Annotated in this window: 7 protein-coding genes and 1 tRNA gene; 2 read left to right on the top strand and 6 right to left on the bottom strand. The window is 66.8% G+C overall.

The window, feature by feature from the left end:
• From VGF12_RS11580 to VGF12_RS11570, 3 genes are all read right to left on the bottom strand, one after another.
• Window positions 1-607, bottom strand: a 607-nt coding sequence (locus VGF12_RS11580) for a glycoside hydrolase family 1 protein (protein ID WP_331176193.1), incomplete at its 3' end; no start/stop codon positions are given.
• 275 nt (window positions 608-882) lie between these two features.
• Entirely contained in the window at window positions 883-1,920 is a 1,038-nt protein-coding gene (locus VGF12_RS11575; protein ID WP_331176192.1) for a LacI family DNA-binding transcriptional regulator, read from the bottom strand.
• Between the two features lie 12 nt (window positions 1,921-1,932).
• A complete protein-coding gene (locus tag VGF12_RS11570) occupies window positions 1,933-2,292 on the bottom strand; it encodes an HU family DNA-binding protein (protein ID WP_331176191.1) in 360 nt (119 codons plus the stop codon).
• Window positions 2,293-2,377: 85 nt separating this feature from the next.
• Here VGF12_RS11570 and VGF12_RS11565 point away from each other — a divergent pair, with 85 nt between their 5' ends.
• A complete protein-coding gene (locus VGF12_RS11565) occupies window positions 2,378-4,420 on the top strand; it encodes a putative bifunctional diguanylate cyclase/phosphodiesterase (RefSeq protein WP_331176190.1) in 2,043 nt (680 codons plus the stop codon).
• Between the two features lie 121 nt (window positions 4,421-4,541).
• Here VGF12_RS11565 and VGF12_RS11560 read toward each other — a convergent pair.
• The 3 genes from VGF12_RS11560 to VGF12_RS11550 form a co-directional block, all read right to left on the bottom strand.
• Window positions 4,542-4,626 (bottom strand) — tRNA-Leu (locus VGF12_RS11560).
• 54 nt (window positions 4,627-4,680) lie between these two features.
• The gene (locus VGF12_RS11555) at window positions 4,681-6,192 is read right to left on the bottom strand and encodes an aldehyde dehydrogenase family protein (protein WP_331176189.1); all 1,512 of its coding nucleotides are present in this window, start codon (window positions 6,190-6,192) and stop codon (window positions 4,681-4,683) included.
• Between the two features lie 12 nt (window positions 6,193-6,204).
• Window positions 6,205-7,299: a saccharopine dehydrogenase family protein gene (locus VGF12_RS11550; RefSeq protein WP_331176188.1), complete on the bottom strand. Its 1,095-nt coding sequence runs from the start codon at window positions 7,297-7,299 to the stop codon at window positions 6,205-6,207.
• 120 nt (window positions 7,300-7,419) lie between these two features.
• Between VGF12_RS11550 and VGF12_RS11545 the strand changes: the two genes are divergently transcribed.
• The gene (locus VGF12_RS11545; protein ID WP_331176187.1) at window positions 7,420-7,884 is read left to right on the top strand and encodes an Lrp/AsnC family transcriptional regulator; all 465 of its coding nucleotides are present in this window, start codon (window positions 7,420-7,422) and stop codon (window positions 7,882-7,884) included.
• Window positions 7,885-7,940 lie beyond the last annotated feature (56 nt).

Here is a 7,940-nt window from a genome sequence, read left to right as displayed (position 1 = left end):
GGGCCACCTGCAGGCTCTCGGCGCGGCTGCTGTGACCAGGGGCGAACTGGGCGGTTTCGTAGCCCAGTGTCGCCGTGCACCAGGGCTCGTTGTGCGTGGCGATGCTGGCCAGGCGGTCGCCGAAGCGTCGTGCAATCTCGGCGGCATAGTCGGCAAAGCGGGCCACGATGTCGCGCGACAGCCAGCCACCGATGCTTTCGTCCAGTGCCTGCGGCAGGTCCCAGTGGTAGAGCGTCGCATGCGGCTGCAGGCCAGCCTTGAGCAGTTCGTCGATGAGGCGGTCGTAGAAGGCGAAGCCTGCCTCGTTCCAGGCGCCCTGCCCGAGGGGCTGCACGCGCGGCCAGGCGAAGCTGAAGCGGTAGCAGTCCAAGCCAAGGCCTCGCATCAGCGCAACATCCTCGCGGAAGCGATGGTAGTGGTCGCACGCGACGTCGATGTTGGAGCCATCCTTGATTCGGCCCGGCTGGCGGCAGAAATGGTCCCAGATCGAGGCCCCCTTGCCGTCCTCGAAGGCGGCACCCTCAATCTGGGCCGCGCTGGTGGCGACGCCCCAGACGAAGTCGGGCGGGAAGGACTGGGCGAGGGCGGCGGGATCGAGAAGATTCATGGCGAGCAGATGAGCCGCAAGCGCGGCAGCGGGAAACGGGACGACGAACAAGGGGAGGCCGCACGGCCGGGGTGAACCACCGCCCGGCCTGCTGGATTGCCTCCTGGGGAGTCGCCCATCGAGAGGGCGATGAACTGGATTTGCCAATCCAATGGATTCATCTTGCCCGACAATTGACAACGCTGTCAATATGCATTGGCCGCGGCGCCCTTCGATGAAGGCAGCGCTTTCAGATGGGCCCGGCTGGGTTTCGGGAGCGCGAAGCGCGCGGGCTGTTACCGCGCCCGCGTCGAGTCGCGGACCACGAGCTCGTGCGGCAGCACCTTGTGCAGGTCGGCCTCGTCCGCCGGACCGGCCATGTCGGGCCGCTGAACGGAGACCAGCATCTCCACGGCAGCCCGCGCCATCTCGGCGACTGGCTGGCGGACGGTGGTCAGCGGAGGCCAGACGAGGGCCGCAGTCGGCGAATCATCGAAGCCGGCGACCGACAGCTCATTTGGCACGGCCAGGCCCAGACGCTGGGCGGCGGCGAGCACGCCCAGGGCCATGTCGTCATTGCTGGCGAATACGGCGGTTGGACGCTGGCGGCGGCTCAGCAGCTGATGCGCTGCATCGCGACCGCTGGCGAACGTGAAGGCGCCAGGCTGGATCAGCTCCGGATCCGGCTGCAGACCATGCGCGCGCAGCGCGTTGACGAAGCCCTGGTAGCGCAGGCCGCTGGCTGACTGGTCCGGCGGCCCCTTGATGAAGGCGATGCGTTGGTGGCCAAGGCTGAGCAGCAGGTTGGTGATCTCCTCGGCCGCATGGACGTCGTCCATGCGCACCGAAGGGACGCCGCGCAAGTCGCGCTCTGGCGACATCAGCACACAAGGCGTGCCGCTTTCGCGCAGAGCGGCGAGCACCTCGGGGTTGTCGCACAGCGGCGGCGTCAGGATCATGCCGTCCGGTCGCAGCGCCAACACCATGCGGTCGATCTGCTGGCGCAGATCGGGCGCATCGTTGTGCAGGGACTCGACAACGAGGTGATAGCCCAGCTCGCGGCATCGCAGCGTGGCGCCCTGTTGGACGCTGCCGACGAAGATCGCGCTGGGGTCGTAATAAAGCAGGCCAATCAGGAAAGACCGTCCGCCTGCGAGGCTGCGCGCCGACTGCTTGGGCCGGTAGCGCAGCGCCTCCACCACCTTGAGGACCTGACCCCGGGTGCTTTCATGCACGCCGGGCTCATGGTTGAGCACGCGCGACACCGTCTTGATCGACACGCCCGCTTCGCGGGCGACGTCGACGATGGTGGGGCTGGCGCCGCGCGAACTCATCGCCACGAAGAATTACTTCTTCTTGGCCTTGGCGGCCGGCTTGGCGGCGGGCTTGGCAGCAGCCTTCTTGGCAGCGGCCTTGGGGTCCACGGCGGCCTTGAAGCCAGCACCCGGAGCGAACTTGGGCAGCTTGGCGGCGGCAATCTTGATCTTCGCGCCAGTGCTGGGGTTCACGCCGTTGCGGGCGGCACGTGCGTGCTGCTTGAAGGAGCCGAAGCCCGGGATCGACACGGCACCACCCTTTTTGACGGTGGTAACGATGGCGTCCAGCAGGGTTTCGAGGACACGGCCGGCTTCGGCCTTGCTCAGCTCGTGCTTGGCGGCCAGGTGTTCGATCAGATCGGTCTTGTTCATGCGGGGGGTCTCGTCCAAAAACGCGCCCGAACGGCTCGGGCGGCGCGATTGTGGCCTATCGCGGGGGGCATACAGTCTCGGCAGAGTCCCGTATCCATCGCCGATGCCTCAGCCCGTCCACTTTGCCTCGCTCCTCGACGCCTTGCCTCAGCAGGTCTGGCAGGCCGACGCCCAGGGCCGCTTGCTGTGGATGAACGCGCGATTGGCCGAAGCGCTGAACCGCCCCGCCCTGCCGACACGGCTGGCGCAATGGCTGCATGCGGATGACCGTGCGGCCTTTGAGGCGCGCTGGGCAGAGGCTCAGCAAAGGGGCCACTTCGAGATGGAATACCGCCTGAACGACCAGTGGGTACTGGCCCAGGCCCAGCGGCTGCCGGATTCCACGTTGTGGCTGGGCACCCACACTGACATCGGCGCCCGTCATGCGGCCGAAGCGCGATTGCGCGATGCAGACGAGGTCTGGAAGCTCGCGCTGGAAAGCAGCGGCGACGGCGTCTGGGATTGGCATGTGCAGGCCGGCGTGGAGTACTTCTCTGAGCGTTACCTGCGCCTGCACGGCTTCGAGCGGGGCGACATCGATGCAACTCCGGAAGCCTTCGATGCGCGCACTCACCCGGACGACCTCGCGCAGATGGACCGAGACCGGGAGGACCATTTCTCCGGCCGCACGCCGCTCTACCGCAATGAACACCGCGTGCTGGCCAAGGACGGCACGTGGAAGTGGATCCTCAGCCGAGGCATGGTCATCGCACGCGACGCCGAGGGCAAGCCGCTGCGCATGGTGGGTACGCACACCGACATCACCGACCGAAAGCGCCAGGAAGCCCAGGTGTGGCAGCAGGCGCGAGTGGACACGCTGACCGGCCTGCCCAACCGCCGCTCGCTGCGCGAGCGCATCGAGCGAGGCCTGGCCCTGCGGGCGATGCGCGGCGAGGAGCTGGCCGTCATGTTCGTGGACCTCGACCACTTCAAGGAGGTCAACGACACGCTGGGGCATGACATTGGTGACGCGCTGCTCGTGCAGGTGGCCGCGCGCATGCAGGACTGCATGCCGTCCGGCGGCATCGTCGCGCGCATGGGTGGCGACGAGTTCACCGTGCTGCTGGCGGCACGCGATGCGGCCGCGGCGGCCGAGCGCGTCGGCCACGAACTGCTGGAAGCGCTGTCGGCCAGCTTCGACATCGGCAGCGAGCGCGTCTATGTCTCGGCCAGCATCGGCGTCAGCCTCGCGCCGCGCGACGGACTGGAGATCGAAGCACTGTTCAAGCATGCCGACCAGGCGCTCTACGAAGCCAAGGGCGCAGGGCGCAACCGCATGCGCCTGTTCACGCCGGCGCTTCACGAGGCCGCACAGCGCCGCGCCAGGCTCGCCAGCGAGCTGCGCGAGGCCCTGCCCGGCGGGCAGTTCAGCCTGGTCTACCAGCCCATCTTGTCGCTGCAAGACCCGGCCCTGGCGCCGCGCAAGGCGGAGGCGCTGCTGCGCTGGACGCATCCGACACTAGGCGCAGTCAGCCCGACGCAGTTCATCCCGCTGGCCGAAGCCAGCGGCCTCATCGTCGACATCGGCGACTGGGTCTTTCGCACGGCCGCAGCGCAGGCCCTGGCGTGGCGCGCAGCAGGTCACCAGGGCTTTCAGATCAGCATCAACAAGTCACCGGTGCAGTTCCTCAGCGAACGCAGCCACCGCATGCGACCGGACTGGGTCACGCACCTGCGCGGCCTTGGACTGCCGGGCAATGCGCTGGCGGTCGAGATCACCGAGGGCCTGCTACTGGAGCGCGATGAGGCGGTGGCGGAGCGGCTGCGGGCGCTGCGGACTGCGGGTCTGGCGATTTCCCTCGACGACTTCGGGACGGGGTACTCGTCGCTGAGCTATCTGCAGCATCACGAGATCGACACGGTGAAGATCGACCGCAGCTTTGTCGCCGGACTGGAAGGCGGCGGCAAGGCACTGGCGCTGTGCCGGGCCATCGTGACGATGGCGCATGAGCTGGGCATGGAAGTGGTGGCCGAGGGCGTGGAGACCGAGACGCAGATGCGGGCGCTGCGCAAGATGGGCTGCGATTGGGGCCAGGGGTGGTGGTTTGGAAAGGGTGTGCCTGCCGCCGAGTTCGAAGAAAGATGGTTTGGCGTCCCGACGCGCTGAGCGGCCCAAGGAAGGCCATTGAAAGGGCGCTCGGTCACGCTCCGCACTCCCGGGTTCACCGGACTCGCTACCCGGACCCAGAAACGGCAAAGGCCAGCACTTTCGTGCTGGCCTTTTCGTTTGGTGCCCAGGAGAGGACTCGAACCTCCACGGAGTTACCCGCTAGTACCTGAAACTAGTGCGTCTACCAATTCCGCCACCTGGGCTTTCAGGGAGGCCGGACTATAGCCCAATTCTTGGCCTCCCCGACGAAGTTCGACTCAGACGTCGAATTTCACGCCTTGTGCCAAAGGCAGTTCGCTCGAGTAGTTCACCGTGTTGGTGGTGCGGCGCATGTAGGCCTTCCACGCATCGGAACCACTCTCGCGACCACCGCCGGTCTCCTTCTCACCGCCGAAGGCGCCGCCGATCTCCGCACCAGACGTGCCGATGTTGACGTTGGCAATGCCGCAGTCGCTGCCAGCCGCGCTCATGAAGCGCTCGGCCTCGCGCAGGTCGGTCGTGAAGATCGCGCTGGACAGGCCCTGGGGCACGCCGTTCTGCAGCTCGATCGCCTCCTCAAGCGTCTTGTACTTCAGCGTGTAGAGGATGGGGGCAAAGGTCTCATGGCAGACCACCTCGGTCTGCGCCGGCATTCTCACCAGCGCTGGCGCAGCGTAGAAGGCATCCGGGAAGCGCTTCTCCAGCGCGCGCTCACCGCCGCTGACCTGGCCGCCCTGCTGACGCGCCGCGTTGAGCGCGGACTGCATCGCGTCGAAGGCTTGCGCATCGATCAGCGGGCCGATCAGCGTACCGGTTTCGACGGGCGAGCCGATGGGCAGTTGCGCACGGGCGCGCTCCAGGCGCTCGACGAGGGCGTCATGGATGCTCTCGTGCGCGATGACGCGGCGCGTCGTCGTGCAACGCTGCCCGGCCGTGCCGTAGGCGCCAAACAGGATGCCGCGCACGGCCAAGTCCAGGTCTGCGCTGGGCGTCACGATGATGGCATTGTTGCCGCCCAGTTCCAGCAGGCAGCGACCGAAGCGCGCCGCCACGCGCGGACCGACGGCGCGGCCCATGCGGGTGGAGCCGGTGGCGGACACCAGCGCCACGCGGGCATCGTCCACCATTGCCTCACCCGTGTCGGCACGGCCAATGACCAGCTCCGACAAGCCGTCGGGCGCGGCATGGCCGGCTGCACGGTATGCCTTCAGCGCGCGCTCGAACAGCGCCTGCGTGGCCAGCGCGGTCAGCGGCGTCTTCTCGGAAGGCTTCCAGACGCAGGCATCGCCGGCCACGAGCGCCAGTGCGGAGTTCCAGGCCCACACGGCCACCGGGAAGTTGAACGCCGAGATGATGCCGACGACCCCCAGCGGCAGCCACTGTTCCATCATGCGATGGCCGGGGCGCTCGCTGGCGATGGTCAGGCCGTGCAGTTGGCGGGACAGACCGACGGCGAATTCGCAGATATCGATCATCTCCTGGACTTCGCCCAGGCCTTCGCTCGTGACCTTGCCAGCCTCGATGGACACCAGCTGGGCCAGTTGGGCCTTGTGCGCGCGCAGCTCTTCGCCGAAAAGGCGCACCAGCTCGCCACGCTTGGGCGCCGGCACCACGCGCCAGGCTTTGAAGGCCTCGTGCGCACGGCCCACGGCAGCCTTCATGTCGGCGGCAGTGCCGGTGGGGAGCTGGGCCAGCACGCTGCCGTCGATGGGCGAGCGCACGGTCAGGTCGCCGCTGGGCGGCAGGTGGACGCCCAGGGCGTCGAGAACGGAGAGAGTCTCTTGCTTCATGGTGGGCATTCTTTACGAGATGGATTCCACCTGACGGCTTTGTTGGTAAGCCGATCCGAAACGGTTGGCCAGGAAGTCCGGCAGCTTGACTTCCTCTTGGCGGATGAAACCCTTCTGCGGCAGCTTGCCTTCGCGGAACAGGTCCACGGCAGCGCAGATGCCGGCGGCGGTCGTGATCTGAATGGCACTCAAAGGCTGCGCGCCATCGCGCGTCGCGAAGATCTTGCGTGCGAATACTTCCTGCAGCAGTACGCCGTTCTTTTGGCCTGACACGGTCACGAAGACCAGGACCACGTCCTGCATCGTGGCGGGCATGCTCTTGCGCATGATGTCCTTCAGGTTGCCCTGGTCGTTCTTCAGGCCCAGGTCGCCCAGCAGGAACTGCATCAGGTCGCGGTGGCCGGGGTAGCGCACGGTCTTGTAGTCCAGGTTGCGCACCTTGCCCGCCCAGGTTTCGCACAAGGTACCCAGGCCGCCAGAGGTATTGAAGGCCTCGTATTCGGTGCCGTCCAGGCTGAAATGCTCCAGGCCTTCCAGCGGCAACGCAGCGATGGTCTCGCCTTCGTGGATGGCCTCGCAGGGGTGGCAGTACTCGTTGATGAGGCCGTCGACCGACCACGTCAGGTTGTACTTCAACGCATTGGTGGGAAACGCCGGCAGCGCGCCGACACGCATCTGCACGTCCCGCACCGAGTCGAAGCCGCTGGCGAGGTGGTGGGCCACGATGCCGATGAAGCCGGGAGCCAGGCCGCACTGGGGCATGAAGGCAGTCTTGGCCCCCTTGGCCATGTCCTTGATGGCCTTGGTCGCGGCCACGTCCTCGGTCAGGTCGAAGTAGTGGCAGCCACACTCCAGCGCCAGCTCGGCGGCCGTGATGGCCAGGTGATATGGCAATGCGTTGACGACAGCGTCCTTGCCGCGCAGTTGGGCAGCCAGCGCAGCACGGTTGTCGCTGTCGACCTCGGCTGTGGCGATGCCCTCGGCGGCCAGCGTCTTCAGGTAGCCGGCATTCTTGTCCAGCACGGTGACCTGGTAGTCGCCGGTGGCGTGCAGCAGGCGGGCAATGGTCTGGCCGATGTGGCCGGCGCCGAGCAGGGCGATCTTCATGGGGTGCTCCAGGCAGGGTTTCAGTTGACCCGCACTCTAGGCAGCGTTGATGACGAAAGAAAGCAATAGTTCGACGAAATCAATTGCTGAATCGACGATTCGTCGCGATGATTCGCCACTATGGATGAATCACGGGTAAACACCAGCCAGCCCGCCGACGAACTCGATCGCCGGTTGATCCTGCTGTTGCAAGCCAACGCACGGGAGAGCACCGCCCTGCTCGCGCGAAAGCTGGGCGTGGCACGCACCACCGTTGTCGCGAGGCTGGCGCGGCTGGAGGCCAACGGTCGCATCGTGGGCTACACGGCGCGGCTGGGCGGTGACGAGGCCGGGCGCAGTGTGCAGGCCTTTGTCGGCATCACCGTCAGCCCCAAGGCGGGGCGAGAGGTCGTGAAGCGCCTAGCAGAACTGCCGGAGCTGCGCCAGCTCGCCTCTGTCAGCGGTGAATTCGACTACATGGCGCTGCTGCGCGCCGACACTACGGCCCGGCTCGATGCGCTGCTCGACGAGATCGGCGACATCGACGGCGTACTGCGCACCAACAGCTCGGTCGTGCTCGCGTTGCGCGTCGACCGCCAGACTTGACCCCCTGGGAGATCTCGATGACCTGGCTTGCCCTCGGCCTCGCCCTATTTCTCGGC

Origin of the sequence: Roseateles sp. (assembly GCF_036404855.1) — a bacterium.
GTDB lineage: Bacteria > Pseudomonadota > Gammaproteobacteria > Burkholderiales > Burkholderiaceae_C > Pelomonas.
Note: the sequence above shows the minus strand (reverse complement) of the source record. Positions and strands in the feature narration are given on the sequence as shown.

Bases quoted from the DNA above. Each gene is read 5' to 3' on its own strand.
- VGF12_RS11575 (WP_331176192.1), bottom strand. From the start codon at position 1,920: ATGAGTTCGCGCGGCGCCAGCCCCACCATCGTCGACGTCGCCCGCGAA.
- VGF12_RS11565 (WP_331176190.1), top strand. From the start codon at position 2,378: ATGCCTCAGCCCGTCCACTTTGCCTCGCTCCTCGACGCCTTGCCTCAG.
- VGF12_RS11555 (WP_331176189.1), bottom strand. From the start codon at position 6,192: ATGAAGCAAGAGACTCTCTCCGTTCTCGACGCCCTGGGCGTCCACCTG.
- VGF12_RS11550 (WP_331176188.1), bottom strand. From the start codon at position 7,299: ATGAAGATCGCCCTGCTCGGCGCCGGCCACATCGGCCAGACCATTGCC.
- VGF12_RS11545 (WP_331176187.1), top strand. From the start codon at position 7,420: ATGGATGAATCACGGGTAAACACCAGCCAGCCCGCCGACGAACTCGAT.